The sequence below is a fragment of the Sphingobacterium sp. KH_072 genome (genome assembly GCF_057837975.1).
In genome coordinates this window covers 3159641-3176082 of sequence record NZ_CM174457.1, presented here as the reverse complement: position 1 = coordinate 3176082, position 16442 = coordinate 3159641, and the positions used below count along the sequence as shown (strand labels likewise).

Sequence of the window (16442 nt, the reverse complement as noted above, 5' to 3'; positions counted from 1 at the left end):
CAATCTTTACTAGAGCTATAACTTAATGAGATTGCTTCGACGTACCGTCTCGCCATGACGAGATAAGCAAACTCTATGAACGCTGCTTATCCCAAACTAGCCAAACTGTCTTCCAAAATCTGCAATTTGGTAATGGCATCCGATTTTTTGTTTTGCTCGTTTTCCACTACATCTGGCTTGGCATTCTGCATAAACCGTTCGTTTCCTAGCTTTTTATCTACCGATATCAGGAAGCCCTGTAAGTAGGCGATCTCTCTGGTAATACGTTCGCGTTCTGCATCTACATCGATATTGTTTTCCAGCGCAACATAGCATTCATCTTTACCTGCCAAAAAGCTCACGGCACCGCTGATCTTCTCTTTCACGAAAGTCAATTCAGAGATGTTTGCTAGTTTGACAATGCTTTCGCTATAGCGTTCGAAGTTGATGTTTGTGGCATTGATAGCCAAAGGCAAACCAATTTTTGGAGAGATTCCCTTCGAATTGCGAATGTTGCGTACTTCCGAAATAATCTGCTGCACCGTAGCAAATTCTTTGATAAGCGTTTCATCGATTGCACCCACTTCTGGGTAGGAAGCTACGATAATGCAATTTTCGGCAGCGCACTCGCCAAAAAGCTCATCGTGCCATAGTTCCTCTGTAAGGAATGGCATAAAAGGATGTGCTAACGTCAATACACGTTCAAACAAATGCTTCACCGTATCTAATGTTTCGCGTTCTATTGGTGCTTGATAAGCTGGTTTTACCAATTCTAAGTACCAAGCACAGAAATCATCCCAGATCAATTTGTAGGTCGCCATCAGCGCATCAGATAAACGATAATGTGCGAAATGATCTTCGATCTCGACTAATTCCTGATTGAAACGGTTTTCAAACCAGTTGGCGGCTAGTTTTTGCGCATCAGTCGCCGGGCTATCGGTAGTTTCCCATCCTTTTACCAATCGGAACGCATTCCATACTTTATTAGCAAAGTTCCGTCCTTGCTCACAATAAGATACATCAAACATTAAGTCATTGCCCGCTGGCGAAGACAGTAACATACCGACGCGAACGCCGTCCGTACCATATTGTTCCATCAATTCGATCGGATCTGGCGAATTCCCTAGGGATTTTGACATCTTGCGCCCTTGCTTATCTCGTACAATTCCGGTCAAGTAAACATTGCGGAACGGAGGTTTTTGCGTGTAATCGTGGCCTGCGATGATCATACGCGCTACCCAGAAGAATAAGATCTCGGGCGCAGTCACCAAATCATTCGTAGGATAATAATACTGGAATTCTGCATTGTCAGGATTACGAACGCCATCAAATACCGACATCGGCCACAAGGCAGATGAAAACCAAGTATCTAAAACATCATCTTCTTGACGAAGTCCTTCTGTTGATTTTCCTTCTTTTTCAAAGGCTTCTTTGGCGCCTTCCTCTGTTTTAGAAATTACCCATTCGTTACGGTCGTTGTACCAAGCTGGAATACGCTGCCCCCACCAAAGCTGGCGCGAGATACACCAATCTTTTACATTCTCCATCCAATGCTTGTAGGAGGCGAAAAACTTGTCTGGGATTAGGTTAATCGTACCGTCTTGCACATAATCCAAAGCTGGCTTAGATAGTTTTTCCATCTTCAGCCACCACTGCATCGACAATTTTGGCTCGATAGCCGCGTCGGTACGTTCTGAAAAACCTACTTGCGAGACGTAATCTTCTACTTTCTCTAATTGGCCAATCTCTTCGAGTTGTTTTGCAACCTTTTTACGGGCGATAAAACGATCCTCACCGATGAAGATTTCCGCTTTTTCGTTCAGCGTACCATCATCATTCAAGATGTCGATGACCGGTAGGTTGTGTTTTTGTCCCAGTTCATAATCGTTGAGATCATGTGCTGGCGTCACTTTCAGGCAGCCCGTTCCGAAATCCATCTCCACGTATTCGTCTAAGATGACGGGGATTTCGCGGTTGATGATCGGCACAAGCACTGTTTTTCCTTTCAAATGTGCATAACGCTCATCATTCGGGTTGATACAGATCGCCGAATCCGCCATGATGGTTTCTGGGCGCGTCGTCGCGATGACGATATATTCCGAACTATCTTTGATCTGATAGCGGATATAATATAGTTTTTGGTTGACTTCCTTTCGAATGACTTCTTCGTCCGAAAGCGCTGTTTTTCCTTGCGGATCCCAGTTTACCATCCGTACGCCACGGTAGATATAACCCTCTTCGTGCCATTTGATAAACGTGTCCAGCACGGCATCAGAAAGATCAGGATCCATCGTGAACTTGGTGCGTTCCCAGTCACAGGACGCACCCAATTTTTCTAATTGTTTGAGGATAATGCCTCCGTATTTCTCTTTCCACTCCCAGGCGTAGTTCAAAAATTCTTCACGAGAGATGTCTTTTTTATTGATGCCTTTTTCTTTCAGCATCGCGACTACTTTGGCTTCTGTAGCGATAGAAGCATGATCCGTACCGGGTACCCAACAGGCATTTTTGCCTTGCATACGTGCTTTACGAATCAATACATCTTGGATGGTTGCGTTCAACATGTGTCCCATATGAAGCACGCCAGTCACATTCGGTGGTGGCATCACGATTGTGTACGGCTCTCTATCATCGGGCACGGAACGGAAAAATCCATTCTCTTTCCAATAGGAATACCATTTGTTTTCGGCTTCTTTAGGACTGTATGTTTTCGCTATACTCATCTTTGATTATGCATAAAAAATAAAGGAACAAAAATACGGATTAATCTTGATTTATGCGATGCGCAATGCAGGAGTAGGCGCTATATTTTAGCGTAAAATTCTATATTTGTACCACGAAAAAAGAATCAGCATGAAGATTTCCTATAATTGGCTTAAGAATTTTATCGATATCGCGTCTTACACGCCCGACGAGCTATCTCTTATTTTGACCGATATTGGTCTGGAGGTAGAAGCGGTAGATAAGGTGCAAAGTATTCCGGGCGGATTGGAAGGTTTGTTCGTCGGCGAAGTATTGACGTGTGAACGCCATCCTAATGCGGATAAATTGCAAATCACGACCGTAAATGTAGGAGCCGCTGAGCCACTTCAAATTGTATGTGGCGCGCCCAATTGTCGCGCCGGCTTGAAAGTGATCGTGGCGCCTCCAGGAGCAGTTTGCCACCCAAGTAGTGGCGAGCCCTTTAAGATAACGAAATCTAAAATTCGTGGCGAAGTATCCGAAGGGATGCTTTGTGGAGAAGATGAAGTTGGTTTAGGTACATCTCACGCTGGTATTGTCGAATTGCCAGAAGGAACCGTGCCCGGTTTGTTAGTGAAAGATTTCTACCAAATGGAAGACGATTTCTGCTTTGAAATCGGCTTGACGCCAAATCGTGCCGATGCAGCTTCACATCTAGGTGTTGCGCGTGATTTAGCGGCTTATTTCCGCAAAGATTTGCAGCCGATCAACACGGAATCGGTAGCAGAGTCACAAGCGGCAGGTACTGTGGTAGAAGTGCTTTCGCCAGAAGACGCTCCACGCTATGCCGGGGTAAATATCAGCGGAATTACCGTAGGGGAATCTCCAGCATGGCTCAAAGAAAAATTACAAACTATTGGTGTACGTCCGATCAACAATGTGGTCGACGTCACGAACTATATATTACACGATCTTGGGCAGCCTTTGCATGCATTTGATCAAGCCAAGATTGCGGGCAACAAAATCGTGGTGCGCAAAGCAAAGGCAGATGAATTATTCGTCACCTTAGATGACGTAGAACGCAAGTTGTCTTCGGAAGATCTTGTGATCGCCGATGCAGAAAAGCCGATGTGTATCGCTGGTGTATTTGGTGGTAGCGAATCGGGCGTTTCTGAAACAACCACCGATATTTTTCTAGAATCAGCGTATTTCCATCCGGTTACCGTGCGCAAAACAGCTAAACGCCATGGCTTAAAAACAGACTCATCTTTCCGTTTTGAGCGTGGTACAGATCCCAACATGCCGGTGATTGCCTTGAAGAAAGCCGCTGCTTTGATTCAAGAAGTGGCTGGCGGCCAAGTTTCTTCGGTTATTACCGATTTATACCCAGCTCCGGTAGAAGCTTTCCGTTTTGAAGTGGATTACAGCCGGGTGCAACGGCTGATAGGAAAAGAAATTCCTAAAGCGGATATCCGAGAAATTATACAGTCCTTAGGGATCGGTATCGAGCGGGAGACAGAAGAGGTGTTGGAAGTGGCTGTTCCGCCATTTAAAGTGGATGTAACACGTGAAGTGGATGTGATCGAGGAAGTCTTGCGCATTTACGGATACAACAATATTGAGTTAGGAACTCAGATCAAAGCATCGCTAAATACGGTGCAAAAACCAGATCGAGAAGTAATCTTGAATCAGGTGGCTGATCTGTTGATCGGCAATGGTTATCGGGAGATTTTGTCTAACTCCTTAAGCAAAGAAGCGTATGCTGAGAATGTGGATACGGCGGTGAAGTTATTGAATCCGCTCAGTACGGATCTAGATACTATGCGCCAAAACTTGTTGTTTTCCGCTTTGACGGCAGTATCTTACAATCAGAAGCGCAAAAGTGCAGATTTGAAAATATTCGAGTTCGGCAAATCTTACCATCTGATAGAAGACAAGTATCAGGAAAAACATCACTTAGCAATCACAATCGCAGGTCGGCAGGCTCCTGAGCAATGGAATCATGCAGTAGCTCCCGTAAATTTCTACGGAATCAAAGCGGTTGTAGATGGTATTCTCAAACGGTTGCGTATTGATGGAATCCGCGTAGAGGAAACCAGTTCATCGTACTTCAATTACGGCCTGACCTATAAAAAGGGGGAAAAGACCTTGGTAGAGTTGGGAGAGGTCTCCAAAGAGAATCTCAAAAAAGCAGATGTCGACAAAGCAGTTTTCTTTGCGCAGTTTGATTGGGATGCGGTGCTGAAAATGATTAAGAAACAAACGATCAAGTTTCAGGAAATTTCTAAATTTCCAGCGGTACGTCGGGATTTAGCCTTGCTATTAGATGAGAAAGTGTCCTTTGAGCAACTTCGCCTATTGGCACAAAAAACCGAAAGAAAATTGCTGAAAGATGTGGCGATTTTTGATGTATACAAAGGTGATAAATTGCCTGCCGGAAAGAAGTCTTATGCGCTTAGTTTCACCCTTCAGGATGAAAATCAGACGCTAACGGATAAACAAATTGATGGCGTAATTCAAAAATTAATTGTTAACTTTGAGAAGGAAGTTGGCGCTGAGGTGCGCTAAGTGAAAAACATTTGATATAATCGCAAAATATGGCTTCTTTATCTGCGCAAATGGATCTTATCGTCGAGAAGGCGACAAATTTAATTCAATTGTGTGAAGCATACCAAGAGGAAAATGACTTGTTGAAATTGGAGGTTCAATCTCTGCAAGTAGCACTTGGTACAAGCTCAGAAAAAGTAAAACAATTGGAGGAAAGAGTGAAAGCATTAGCGGTCGCTAAATCCTTTGAAAATTCTGAGGCAAATGCGGCAGTAAGTGAAAAAGTACTTGACACGAAACAAAAAATTAACGATTTTGTCCGTGAAATAGATAAATGTATCAATCTGTTGAAGTAGCCTAAGGCACACCAACATGGATAGTATACATTTTTAAGCTCAACGTAATGGGAGACATTTCCATAAAAATAAATATCGCAGACCGAGTGTATCCATTGCGGGTAGAGACGGATGAAGAAGAGGTGATACGGTACGCTGCGAAATTGATAAACGAAAAAATAAAAGAATTGCAAGACAATTATGCAGTTCGTGATAAACAGGATTTGTTATCCATGTGTGTGTTGCAATATGCCACTGGGATGATCAAAGCAGAACGCAATGCACAGGATCAAGGTCAGGGTATTGAGCAATCTGTTCACGAATTAGATAAATTGCTTTCCGATTTTTTTAATAAATAAAATACGTTCTTTATTTACGGGCTTAAAACAACGAATTTGCCGCAGTTAAATTCGGGTTGTCACTATTTTAAACTTAACGCTTCAATATCACGAGCAAAACAAGATGTAGGCCATTTTGCGAAAGCCATCTGGGTCATGATCATACGCTCAAATCATGTGAATTCGAAGTTTAATAATACATGAGACCTGGTTTTTAATTGCGGTTTTTTTTTGACTGAATTTTAATTATTTACTCTATATAAAATGGATATATCTATCACTATATCAATAATCATATCGCTGGTAATAGGCATCGTGATCGGACGATACCTGTTGCAAATGCTGCTCAAGAAGCAGGAACAAACGGCCAATGAAAAGGCAGAAAATATCGTCAAAGAAGCCGAAAAGCAAGCGGAGCACGTCAAAAAACAACGTCATTTGGAAGCAAAGGAGAAATTCTTGCAACTGAAAGCGGAGCACGAGAAAGAAGTGAACCAACGTAATAGTACCGTCGCTCAAAAAGAGAACTCCATCAAACAAAAGGAACAGTCACTCAACCAAAAGCTAGAAAATGCGAATCGCGATAAGCAAGAGCTGGAAGCACGTGGCAAGAAGTTGGAGCAGATGGTGGAAATCAATGACAAGAAGCGCGAAGAAGTAGAGGCGTTGAAAAATCAGCACATCAAACAACTGGAAACCATCGCCGGATTGACTGCCGACGAAGCCAAAGAACAATTAGTGAGCTCGCTACGCGAAGAAGCTCGTTCGCAGGCGATCATGCAGATCAAAGATATTGTAGACGAGGCGAAACTAACGGCTTCTAAAGAAGCTAAAAAAGTAGTTATCCAAACTATTCAACGTACCGCGACGGAATCTGCGATTGAGAATACGGTATCCATCTTTAATATTGAAAATGATGAGGTAAAAGGTCGTATCATCGGTCGTGAAGGTCGTAATATACGTGCTTTGGAAGCCGCAACCGGTGTGGAGATCATCGTGGATGATACGCCAGAGGCAATTATCCTTTCTGGATTTGATCCTGTACGTCGCGAAATTGCGCGTTTATCGCTTCACCGTTTAGTAACCGATGGTCGTATACACCCGGCTCGTATCGAAGAGGTGGTTGCAAAAACGCGATCGCAGATCGAAGATGAAATTGTAGAAATTGGTGAACGTACTGCCATTGACTTAGGAATTCACGGATTGCATCCAGAATTGATTCGTATGGTTGGTCGTATGCGTTACCGTTCATCTTACGGACAAAACTTGCTACAACACTCACGTGAAGTGGCGAATTTTGCGGCTACTATGGCGGCAGAATTGGGCTTGAATGTAAAATTGGCTAAGCGTGCTGGACTATTGCACGATATTGGAAAAGTGCCAGACGATAATCCAGAATTGCCACACGCTATCTTGGGTATGCAGTTGGCAGAGAAATATAAAGAGCATCCAGAAGTATGTAATGCGATTGGAGCTCACCATGACGAGATTGAGATGACTTCCATGATTTCACCAATTATTCAAGCTTGTGATGCTATTTCTGGTGCACGCCCGGGAGCGCGTAGAGAAGTAGTAGAAAGCTACATCAAGCGATTGAAAGAACTAGAAGATTTAGCACTTTCTTACCCAGGTGTAGAGAAAACCTTCGCCATCCAAGCAGGTCGTGAACTCCGCGTAGTGGTAGAAAGTGAAAAAGTAAATGATACCGATGCCGAGATCTTGGCAGCAGATATCTCTAACCGTATCCAGACGGAGATGACTTATCCAGGTCAGATCAAAGTAACGGTAATTCGCGAGACTCGATCGGTTTCGTTCGCAAAATAAATTTATAGCAACGTTTTTCCGCGTTGCTTGTATTTAAAATATCATTAAGGCAGGCCTATTCTTTGGTCGGCCTTATTTTTTATCACCGATTGGAAGTATTGTCTTTATGAGTTTAATAATTGTCGTTTAAAATAATGTGTGATCAATTTGATGAAAGAATCTAGTCCGACAGCAGCAAAAACAACTACGGGTATATCACGCACATTAGTTTGGCTAATGGCTATTATCTCAGGCCTTGTTGTAGCCAATAATTATTACAATCAGCCGCTATTGGCGTTAATTGCAGATGAGCTGCGTGTTTCGGAGAGTGCGGCAGGGAGAATTTCGGTGCTTACTCAGATAGGTTACGCTTTGGGGTTGCTATTGGTCGTGCCCTTAGGAGACAAGCTCTTACGAAAAAGACTTATTCTTATCGATTTGCTTTTGGTGATTGCAGCCTTATTATGGATGACTTTTGCTCAAGAATTATGGATGCTCTATGCCGCCAGTTTGCTGATTGGAGCTACTTCAGTCATTCCACAGCTGTTTGTGCCAATCGCAGCACAGCTTTCAAATGATCAAGAAAAGTCTGCAAATATCGGTCTAGTAATGTCAGGATTGTTATTGGGGATTCTTTTGTCGCGCTTTTTTGGAGGAATCGTCGGTGAATTGTGGGGTTGGCGTTCTATGTTTGGTATCGCAGCAGGAATAATGGTTTTTGTTTGGGTCATTGTTTACAAAATGCTTCCCGAAATGCACCCTAACTTTTCAGGAAGCTACAAGCAACTCATGTTATCAGTAGCTCGCTTAGCGAAGACGCAACCAGTCTTGCAATTGGCTTCTTTTCGGGGTGCCATGGCTTTTGGTTCTATGTCAGCACTTTTTACCACTTTAGTATTTCATATGGAGCAACCTCCATTTAACGTTGGCGCTTCGGTCGCTGGCAGTTTTGGACTGGCAGGAGCAGCAGGTGCTTTGGCAGCAGCCAAAGTCGGCAAATTACAATTGAAGATTGGAACAGACCGCACTATCCTATACTCCTTACTGGTTTTGATTGGTAGTTGGGGATTTACGTACTTTGGTGGAGAAACCTATTGGGGACTTATTGTCGGGGTTATTCTGGTGGATTTAGGTGTACAGGCAAGCCATATTATGAATCAAACCAGTTACTTCGCATTAAAATCAGATGCCGTCAACCGGCTTAATACAGTGTACATGGTTTCCTATTTTATCGGTGGATCGCTCGGCACATGGCTGGCTTCGATTGCTTGGGAATACGCACAATGGTCGGGCGTCTGTGCAGTAGGTGTACTATTTGGTCTTTTGGGATTGGTGGCACATTTATTATTCAGAAAAAAAATACGTTTAGCACCAAATAAAGTATAATAGCTGAGCTGTAACGTATGGTGTAATAAAGATTGATGCTCTAAAACTTATATTTTAGAGCATCGATCTTTAAGTGAATAGATTATTGATCTGACCATACAGCTAGTTCATTTCCTGATGGATCTAGGAAATGAAAGCGATGTCCTCCAGGGAAAGAAAATATATCTTTCGTAATAATTCCATTGGCGTGAATCACATTTTGCTTTGCTAGCGGTAAATCTTCGTGATAAAGCACAACTAATGCGCCGTTGATGACTTCCTCATCAGTTTTTTCAAAACCGCCATCTAAGCCGCTTCCTGCAAATGCCACGTAACTTGGTCCATAATCTGTAAAATTCCATTCGAAAGCCTTGGTATAAAACGCTTTAATAGCCAGTAGATCTGTGGCTCTGAATTCAATGTAATTGATGTGGTTGTTTGTCATGGTGTAATATATTTACTAGGGAATGATCTATTATTGTGATCTACTTACCAAAGGAAACATTAAGACTGTGCTTCTCCGCGTAATCTTGTCCTAAAGTCAGCAAAGAAACATATTTCGCTTCATAAGCCGATCCATATGTTTCAATAATCTTTTCAGACTCGGCCATGATTTTCTCTTCTGTCTGCTTTTGATCACACATCATAGCTAACTTGTTATATTCGTTTTGATATACGGGTAGTACAAATTTGAAGAGATCCAGTGCTTTTTCCTTGAGCACTTTGCCATCCTCGTCTGGAGCTGTGCTATCTTCAATCTTTTTGATCGTCTGCTCGATGTAAGCAATTTTGTTATCCACAATTTGTTGTGCTTCGTCACCATTATTTTTTGTACTGGGCATATCCGGAAACTCAACGGTTTCCGCAACTAATGATTTGGCAAAACGTTCAGATCCAAATTCATTAAGAATATTAGTATTTAAGACCGTGGTTTGAAAGAATTCATCTGGTGATGGACGATTGCAGCTTATAAATAGAGTAATAGCCAATGTAGTAAGGGATAAAAGTAAATTGAATCTCATAGATATTTATTTGTGTTCAATAGTGTGCTTATTATCCATGTGTGATGTCCTATTATGTCTATGTACGATGACAAAATATGGAACTGTCAAAAATATAATGTTGGGTCTTGAAGTATACTAGAATTAAGGTTTTGGTTGTGCCAACCAATCTTCATAAGATAGCACACCTAAGCTTGGCTTCGGCGCACCTTCCAGCAAAGCTAAAAACTCCAATTGATTCCCATCTGGATCGTTGAAGTAAATCGCTAAGGCCGGCATCCAACAAAAAACCATTGGTTGTACAGATCCATCTTTCAGAAAGTTGTAAGGTTGCAGCTTATGTTCTTGTAGAAAATCTACCGCATGGTATAGTATAAAATCTTTGTCGCAATAGAATGCAAAATGACGCGGTTGCAAGTTAGAAGTTTCTTCCCAGAGACCTAGCATGCTCGTTTTATCATTGCCAGGCATGTATAGAAAAGCAATTCGGCGATGTTCATCCAAATGGCCAATCGTTAAGTTCAATACTTGCGTATAGAAGGCAATAGCATCTTCCAAGTCACTTACTTGTATATGCGTTTCGTATATTCCTTTGATCATTTTTCAAAGATACTATTGATGAATTATATTTTTTAAATTTTTGATCACTCGCTTCCTTTTTGTGCGATAGCATCAATTTCAAAAAGCATACCCGGCAATGCCAATTGCTGTACCGGAATGAGCGTGCTCGTTGGCAACGTGTTTTTATCCCAAACCTCGGTTGCTTCTTCAGTCCAAATTGCGAGTTTGCCTGGGTTATGATCTACGATTAATAAGGTTATTTTCACCACATCCTGCAACTCGAAAGATTGTAATTCCAATTGCAACTTTAAATTTTGAAGTGCAGCGCGCACTTGCGTCCTGAAATGGGGAGAAAGTTCATGCTCTGATCCGACACCGCCACTTTGTCCGGATACGAAGCATATCGAAGTCGGATTAGTTACTTTAATACTGTGCGCGAATCCATACGGCGTGGGGTCAAAAAGATTTTTTGGATTAATAGTTCGTCTATTTGTTTTGATCATCACGTTTGTTTTTTAAGACAAATTTGGCAAGTAGTGTCTACAAAAACGTCTACAAATGTTGAGGTTTTAGATTTTTAACTCCTTGATGATGCGGCTTAGTTGTGTGGGCGTGATGCCGAGATAGGAGGCAATTTGATGTTTTTTTAGCTTGGTGTACATGGGTAGTTCGCTACTTAATTTTAGGTATCGTTCTTTCGCCGTTTCATTACGCAACGCGATTTCCAAAGGTTCTTTTTTCAGTACCCAATTGATTTCTAGATAATGCATATGAAATAATGCGATATCATGGTAAGTATTGCAAAGCTGACGAAAGCTTTCGGCTGGATATCGGATCACGGCACAATCCGCAAGCGCGACAATAGCGAACTGGCTAGGCAAGTGATCGATTACGGCTGCGGTAGATGCTACAAAGCTATGTTCAGCAAAAAACATTTTATAGCACACATCGCCATTTTTGGTCGTCGTATAATATCCCACCAAACCTTTTACGATAAAATAGATGTACTTCGCGGGTTCGTCCGCCCCTTGCAAAAAGGCTCCCTTTTTGATGTCATGCTCTACACATATTTCCAGGAAAGCATTTCTGCTCTCCGCAGAGAGCTTTTGGTAGCGTTCTACTTGCTCGATGAAGATGTCCATGCGCTGTCGAATAGGAATCTCAAAGGTAAGTTATATCCGCTTCATATCCTTCTCCATGGTCAATCCAACGTACTGCTTAGTACATAGGCATTATTTCAGCCCGTTTTTATTATCTTCGTACGTAACCCCATATGATTCGTTGCGGTTTGTGTGCAACATCTTGCGGTCATGAAACTCATTCCAATCCATTCTATGCAAATCTTACTTGTTGAAGATGATACCCGAATTAGCAGCTTTCTGATAAAAGGATTGGAAGAAGTTGGCTATTCGGTCACGCTATCCAAAAACGCAGAGGAAGTGCTCGAACATTATATCGAGATGTCATGGGATTTGATGATCGTAGACGTGATGTTGCCAAAGATGGATGGTATTCAGTTGGTACAGTCGCTTCGCTATAAAAAAAATCTCCTACCCATATTGATGTTGAGTGCGCTGCAAACCGTCAATGATAAAGTATCTGCCTTGGATTCTGGAGCTGATGACTATATGACAAAGCCTTTCCATTTTGCAGAATTGCTTTCCCGGATTCACGCCTTAACGCGACGTCACAGTCAGCAGCCCACACCACGCTCCAACATTGTAGAAATCGCAGATTTGCAGATTGATCTCCATCAATATCAAGTAAGTAGGGACGGAGTAGCCATTGAGCTTTCGCCTCGCGAATTCAAATTATTTAAATATTTGGTGGATCACAAAAACATGGCTTTGAGTCGCCTACAAATATTAAATGCGGTGTGGAACATTCATTTTGACAACCAGACCAATGTCGTAGATGTATACATATCCTACTTGCGCAATAAGCTAGAAACGGCCGACACCAAATACATCTACACGGTAAAAGGTATTGGTTATATGTTTAAAAGCAATCTCTGATCGGATGAAGCTAAGATCGCGCCTTTCATACTATTCTTTAGTGATTTTTAGCGTATTATTCGTTTTTACGACGGTGGTCATCTATACACTATTCTACCGTTGGGCACAGCAAAACGAGTATAAGAATCTGCAAAATACCACCTTAGTCGCTGCGGTGTATTACTTGGAGAAAGACGAGCAAACACATGCGGAGCACGTTAGCGTACAAAATGAGTTGCAACGATTAATCTCTACAACCAACATTGCAGTGTACGATAGTACAGACAAGCAAGCATACGGGCGAATGGAACAAGATCTCCTGATTTCTCCAACCGTCTTGGCCAAGACTCGGGCAGAAGATTACTATGTATTTGAATCGAAGACCGACTTTTACGCTGGTATACATTATCACGATAATCAAGGCGATTTCGTGGTATTTACGCGGAGCAGCAAGGAAAGTTTTCAAGAATTGATGTACGTATTGTTAGGCATCCTCAGCGCGGTGTTCTTGTCGAGCTTACTGATTATTTTATTGTTTTCTAGATGGCTAGGAAAGATCGCGTATCAACCTATTTTGCGGATTATCGAGCAAGTCAATACCCGCGACCATCAGAATCTTACCGTACCCATTACGATTGATCGGAGCTACGAAGAGGTCGATGAATTGATCCATAGCTATAACCGCTTCATCAAACGGATTAGTCAAACCTTTAATATTCAAAAAAACTTCATCGATTATGTATCGCACGAGCTGCGTACACCGATTGCAGCCATTTTAGGAACGCTAGAAGTTACCAGTCAGAAAGATAGATCGGTCGAAGAATATAAAACGATGGTCAAGCAGCTGGACGAATACATTCAAGATCTCCAATCCACCTTGGATCACATGATGCTACTTACCGGTGCAAAAACCAATTTTGACTTCGCGCCCATGCGTATCGACGAAGTACTCTGGGAAGTGGTAGAGCATGCTACGATGTACCACAATGCACAGATTGAAGTGTTTATGGATGTGCAGGATAATCATTTTTTGGAGATGAATGGCAATGACAAATTGCTGGAGCTGGCTATTAATAACCTCGTCGAAAATGCCATTAAATACTCCGACAACCAAACGGTGTACTTATCGCTGCATGAGAATAATGGCCAACTGAGTATTCGTATCGTGGATCATGGTATCGGCATTCCGCCAGAGGATATGGAGCGCGCCACACAAAATTTCTTTCGTGGCCAAAACACGTCTGCCTATCAAGGCAAAGGCATTGGCTTGTCTATGGCGAGCATTGTATTTTCTCTACATGGTATACAAATGAATATTGCTTCTGGAAAGGGCGGTACGACCGTTACCTTGTTGTTCTCCAGGGTTTAGTGCTTTAGCAAAGCATTTCTAATCAAATTCTAATCTTAATCAGAAATAGGCTTAATCTTCGCCCCGTACTTTTGAGACTTTACAAACTGGTATTACGTCTTGAAAATATTATATATCATGCTCTTATCCGGCATGCTCTTTTCGCAGGTTGGACAAGCTCAAACCTATTCTCTGGAGCAGTTGGAGGCTGCATTCTTGCAGAACAATTTTATGCTCATTGCCTCACGATTCCAAGTCAATCAGGCGGACGCCGAGATCGTGCAAGAAAAACTATGGGACAATCCAACATTAAGCATTAGCGAGGTCAATCTTTGGAGCAATCAAACTAGTGAGCAGTTCGCCCGACTATTTGGTAATTATGGCCGCACACAACAAGTGGCGGTCGAATTGGAACAGTTGATTGAAACAGCGGGTAAGCGGAAAAAGCGCGTAGCCATTCGTTCGCTAGAAAAAAACAACGCCATATTCGAGTACGAAGAACTGATGCGCGAGTTGCGAAAAGACCTTCGGCAGGCCTATAATGAGCTCTATGTGATTAGCAATGATCTAGGCAAACTCCAAGAATCCGTGGCGGTATTTACCAATCTGACTGAAACGTTTAAAAGGCAAGCGGCTAGTCAAAATGTTTCCAAAGCAGATTGGCTGCGTGTGCAGTCGGAGTTGATGACGATGGAAAAAGAGCAAGTCGATTTGCAAACTGAATTGATCGAGGCGATCGGTGTGATCCAAACATTGACCAGTATGCCCAGTATGAGCATCCAACAGCTCTCTTTTGCAGATATGCCACAGCGCCTCAATCGCAGCGTACCATTAGACACGCGAGCTAAGGCTTTTGAGAATAATTTGGGCATCAAAAAGCAGCAAAATCAACTCCTTATTGCCGATAAAGAACTGGAGCTCGAGTTAGCTAACAGAAAGCCAGATCTTACTGTCGGGATTAATTATGACCGCGGTGGAAATATCATGCAGGATTTCTTTGGATTAGGTGTCAGTATGGATTTGCCTTTGTTCAATCGAAACAAAGGAAATATCAAGGTGGCTCAATATCAAATCGAAGAGCAGCGTGCCAATCGCTCAGCGATCGAAATTGCCTTGGATACACGGTTGAATAGTCTTACCGCACAATTAGTCCAATACCGACAAACGCTTGACCGCTGGTCTGGCTTGGATGTAGAAGCAGAAAGCAAGATGTTGGAAAGCTATCATAAAAATATGCTTTCGAAGCAAATCACCTTGCTCGAATTTATTGACTTCACCCAAGCTTGGCGTGCATCGTACCAATCGATGTTGGAGCTACAAAAAAATTATTTAAACACGTATGAAGAACTACAATTTGTAGTTGGCAATGACTTTTAGCATCATGAATAAGCACATAACCTATTACATAATTCTGGCCAGTATGGCTCTTTCTGCTTGTGGATCGACTACAAGTGCGAACGTGGAAAATGAGCAAACGGCAGATTCAACGCAAGCGTATTGTCTCAACGAACAACTGCGCGGTAGCACAGCCATTCTGGAGGTGCTGGAACGTCCCATTACCGAACAATTGGCACTTTCTGGCAAGATTGAGTACAATGAAAATGACCTCGTCGCCTTCCAAAGTTTGCTCGTCGGTACGGTAGAGCAAGTGCAATTTGAGTTGGGCGATTTTGTGCGCAAAGGGCAGGTGTTGGTCACGGTAAAATCCAATGAAATTCAAGATTTAGTACAGCAACGCCGCTTTCATCAAAGTCAGATACAGACATTAGAGCATCAGTTGCAAACCAAACGAGAATTGCTCGAAGATGGTCTGGCTTCAAAACCAGAGGTATTAGAAGCCGAAAGCGAATTGGCCACGGCACGAATTGAACTCGATCGCGTATCGCAATCGCTACAGCTTTTTAAGGCCGCAGGACCGGGCACATTCCAAATTCTAGCGCCCAAAGACGGCTATATTATACAAAAATCAATCAGTGCAGGCCAAAGCATTACGGAAGATAGCGAACCATTGTTTTCCATATCAAATTTGAAACAAGTGTGGGTGATGGTGAATATTTATGCACGGAATCTACGCTTCGTCAATAATGGCGATCCGGTCAAGGTGCGTACAGTGGCTTATCCCGATCAATTGTACACAGGCAAAATCGATAAGATTTATAATGTGTTTGATAATGAAGAACATGTGCTCAAAGCGCGTGTCGTATTGGAGAACCAAAACCTCAACCTGATGCCTGGTTTGAGTGCCGATATCATCATCGACCGTAAAAGTTCGGCCGAAAAAGCGTTTGCCATTCCCAATGCGGCCAAGGTTTTTAGCAACAACAAAGAATACGTGGTCATCTACAAAGGCGATTGTGCACTAGAAGTACGACAAATCACCCAAATCGCAAGCAATGAAGAATATACTTACGTGAAAGAGCGTTTTGCCCCAGATGAAAAAGTAATTGGATCAAATGCGTTGTTGATCTTCGAACAATTAACTCACTAAG

Annotated in this window: 15 protein-coding genes; 9 read left to right on the top strand and 6 right to left on the bottom strand. The window is 42.5% G+C overall.

What is annotated here, in order from left to right; genetic code table 11:
* Positions 1 to 86 precede the first annotated feature (86 nt).
* Positions 87 to 2702 (bottom strand): valine--tRNA ligase, encoded by a 2616-nt coding sequence (locus AC3IRT_RS14160; RefSeq protein ID WP_489393860.1) that lies wholly within the window; start codon positions 2700 to 2702, stop codon positions 87 to 89.
* A 130-nt stretch (positions 2703 to 2832) separates the two neighbouring features.
* Between AC3IRT_RS14160 and pheT the strand changes: the two genes are divergently transcribed.
* The 5 genes from pheT (at position 2833) to AC3IRT_RS14135 (ending at position 9070) form a co-directional block, all read left to right on the top strand.
* Positions 2833 to 5229, top strand: a complete 2397-nt coding sequence (gene pheT, locus AC3IRT_RS14155; RefSeq protein ID WP_489393859.1) for a phenylalanine--tRNA ligase subunit beta — start codon at positions 2833 to 2835, stop codon at positions 5227 to 5229.
* A gap of 29 nt (positions 5230 to 5258) precedes the next feature.
* The gene (locus AC3IRT_RS14150; RefSeq protein WP_489393858.1) at positions 5259 to 5564 is read left to right on the top strand and encodes a hypothetical protein; all 306 of its coding nucleotides are present in this window, start codon (positions 5259 to 5261) and stop codon (positions 5562 to 5564) included.
* Between the two features lie 47 nt (positions 5565 to 5611).
* A complete protein-coding gene (locus tag AC3IRT_RS14145) occupies positions 5612 to 5902 on the top strand; it encodes a cell division protein ZapA (protein WP_489393857.1) in 291 nt (96 codons plus the stop codon).
* A gap of 243 nt (positions 5903 to 6145) precedes the next feature.
* Positions 6146 to 7705 (top strand): ribonuclease Y, encoded by a 1560-nt coding sequence (rny, locus tag AC3IRT_RS14140; RefSeq protein ID WP_489393856.1) that lies wholly within the window; start codon positions 6146 to 6148, stop codon positions 7703 to 7705.
* A gap of 150 nt (positions 7706 to 7855) precedes the next feature.
* Positions 7856 to 9070 (top strand): MFS transporter, encoded by a 1215-nt coding sequence (locus tag AC3IRT_RS14135; RefSeq protein ID WP_489393855.1) that lies wholly within the window; start codon positions 7856 to 7858, stop codon positions 9068 to 9070.
* Positions 9071 to 9152: 82 nt separating this feature from the next.
* On the opposite strand, the gene AC3IRT_RS14130 is transcribed toward AC3IRT_RS14135, so the two are convergent.
* The 5 genes from AC3IRT_RS14130 to AC3IRT_RS14110 all read right to left on the bottom strand — a co-directional run bounded on the left by AC3IRT_RS14130 (position 9153) and on the right by AC3IRT_RS14110 (position 11753).
* Positions 9153 to 9494, bottom strand: a complete 342-nt coding sequence (locus tag AC3IRT_RS14130; RefSeq protein WP_489393854.1) for a VOC family protein — start codon at positions 9492 to 9494, stop codon at positions 9153 to 9155.
* A gap of 40 nt (positions 9495 to 9534) precedes the next feature.
* A complete protein-coding gene (locus tag AC3IRT_RS14125) occupies positions 9535 to 10071 on the bottom strand; it encodes a hypothetical protein (RefSeq protein WP_489393853.1) in 537 nt (178 codons plus the stop codon).
* 123 nt (positions 10072 to 10194) lie between these two features.
* On the bottom strand, positions 10195 to 10650 hold the full coding sequence (locus AC3IRT_RS14120; protein WP_489393852.1) for a VOC family protein: 456 nt from the start codon (positions 10648 to 10650) through the stop codon (positions 10195 to 10197).
* Between the two features lie 44 nt (positions 10651 to 10694).
* The gene (locus AC3IRT_RS14115; protein WP_489393851.1) at positions 10695 to 11114 is read right to left on the bottom strand and encodes a RidA family protein; all 420 of its coding nucleotides are present in this window, start codon (positions 11112 to 11114) and stop codon (positions 10695 to 10697) included.
* A gap of 66 nt (positions 11115 to 11180) precedes the next feature.
* Positions 11181 to 11753 carry a Crp/Fnr family transcriptional regulator gene (locus AC3IRT_RS14110; protein ID WP_489393850.1) on the bottom strand — a complete coding sequence of 191 codons (573 nt, stop codon included), beginning with the start codon at positions 11751 to 11753 and terminating at the stop codon, positions 11181 to 11183.
* 168 nt (positions 11754 to 11921) lie between these two features.
* Here AC3IRT_RS14110 and AC3IRT_RS14105 point away from each other — a divergent pair, with 168 nt between their 5' ends.
* The 4 genes from AC3IRT_RS14105 to AC3IRT_RS14090 all read left to right on the top strand — a co-directional run bounded on the left by AC3IRT_RS14105 (position 11922) and on the right by AC3IRT_RS14090 (position 16441).
* Complete coding sequence (locus AC3IRT_RS14105; protein ID WP_489393849.1) at positions 11922 to 12626, top strand: response regulator transcription factor; 705 nt, start codon at positions 11922 to 11924, stop codon at positions 12624 to 12626.
* A gap of 4 nt (positions 12627 to 12630) precedes the next feature.
* Positions 12631 to 13974, top strand: a complete 1344-nt coding sequence (locus AC3IRT_RS14100) for a sensor histidine kinase (protein ID WP_489393848.1) — start codon at positions 12631 to 12633, stop codon at positions 13972 to 13974.
* 117 nt (positions 13975 to 14091) lie between these two features.
* Entirely contained in the window at positions 14092 to 15330 is a 1239-nt protein-coding gene (locus AC3IRT_RS14095; protein WP_489393847.1) for a TolC family protein, read from the top strand.
* 4 nt (positions 15331 to 15334) lie between these two features.
* Positions 15335 to 16441 (top strand): efflux RND transporter periplasmic adaptor subunit, encoded by a 1107-nt coding sequence (locus AC3IRT_RS14090; protein WP_489393846.1) that lies wholly within the window; start codon positions 15335 to 15337, stop codon positions 16439 to 16441.
* The last annotated feature ends 1 nt before the right edge of the window (position 16442 follow it).

Coding starts and splice junctions, on each gene's coding strand:
- AC3IRT_RS14160 (WP_489393860.1), bottom strand. CDS start 2,702: ATGAGTATAGCGAAAACATACAGTCCTAAAGAAGCCGAAAACAAATGG.
- pheT (WP_489393859.1), top strand. CDS start 2,833: ATGAAGATTTCCTATAATTGGCTTAAGAATTTTATCGATATCGCGTCT.
- AC3IRT_RS14150 (WP_489393858.1), top strand. CDS start 5,259: ATGGCTTCTTTATCTGCGCAAATGGATCTTATCGTCGAGAAGGCGACA.
- AC3IRT_RS14145 (WP_489393857.1), top strand. CDS start 5,612: ATGGGAGACATTTCCATAAAAATAAATATCGCAGACCGAGTGTATCCA.
- rny (WP_489393856.1), top strand. CDS start 6,146: ATGGATATATCTATCACTATATCAATAATCATATCGCTGGTAATAGGC.
- AC3IRT_RS14135 (WP_489393855.1), top strand. CDS start 7,856: ATGAAAGAATCTAGTCCGACAGCAGCAAAAACAACTACGGGTATATCA.
- AC3IRT_RS14130 (WP_489393854.1), bottom strand. CDS start 9,494: ATGACAAACAACCACATCAATTACATTGAATTCAGAGCCACAGATCTA.
- AC3IRT_RS14125 (WP_489393853.1), bottom strand. CDS start 10,071: ATGAGATTCAATTTACTTTTATCCCTTACTACATTGGCTATTACTCTA.
- AC3IRT_RS14120 (WP_489393852.1), bottom strand. CDS start 10,650: ATGATCAAAGGAATATACGAAACGCATATACAAGTAAGTGACTTGGAA.
- AC3IRT_RS14115 (WP_489393851.1), bottom strand. CDS start 11,114: ATGATCAAAACAAATAGACGAACTATTAATCCAAAAAATCTTTTTGAC.
- AC3IRT_RS14110 (WP_489393850.1), bottom strand. CDS start 11,753: ATGGACATCTTCATCGAGCAAGTAGAACGCTACCAAAAGCTCTCTGCG.
- AC3IRT_RS14105 (WP_489393849.1), top strand. CDS start 11,922: ATGAAACTCATTCCAATCCATTCTATGCAAATCTTACTTGTTGAAGAT.
- AC3IRT_RS14100 (WP_489393848.1), top strand. CDS start 12,631: ATGAAGCTAAGATCGCGCCTTTCATACTATTCTTTAGTGATTTTTAGC.
- AC3IRT_RS14095 (WP_489393847.1), top strand. CDS start 14,092: ATGCTCTTATCCGGCATGCTCTTTTCGCAGGTTGGACAAGCTCAAACC.
- AC3IRT_RS14090 (WP_489393846.1), top strand. CDS start 15,335: ATGAATAAGCACATAACCTATTACATAATTCTGGCCAGTATGGCTCTT.